This is a genomic window from Paraburkholderia sp. SIMBA_030 (genome assembly GCF_046535245.1).
In the GTDB taxonomy this organism is placed as follows: Bacteria; Pseudomonadota; Gammaproteobacteria; order Burkholderiales; family Burkholderiaceae; genus Paraburkholderia.
In genome coordinates this window covers 1-247 of the sequence record NZ_JAWRXB010001294.1, presented here as the reverse complement: position 1 = coordinate 247, position 247 = coordinate 1, and the positions used below count along the sequence as shown (strand labels likewise).

Sequence of the window (247 nt, the reverse complement as noted above, 5' to 3'; positions counted from 1 at the left end):
CGAAAATATCGGAATTGACTGCCGGCAGGAGGGATTGGGTTTTGAAACCCATAAAACGAAGATTGTCATTGAGATTTGACAATGATTTACAAAATCCCTTCACGCTTATCTCGATAATGCCGCCTCGTGTCGGACGGAAGCCAACCACACGCTGCCTTTTGTATCCGCCACGTCGTCTGTTCCCTTTGCAATTCTCACGGAAAACGTCATGAAAAAATCCCTCCTGAGCGCGGTCGCACTCGCAGCC

Annotated in this window: 1 protein-coding gene; it reads right to left on the bottom strand. The window is 49.0% G+C overall.

From position 1 onward, the window contains the following. The coding region (locus SB772_RS44225) for a hypothetical protein (RefSeq protein ID WP_410839052.1) at nucleotides 1-247 on the bottom strand (247 nt) is incomplete at both ends.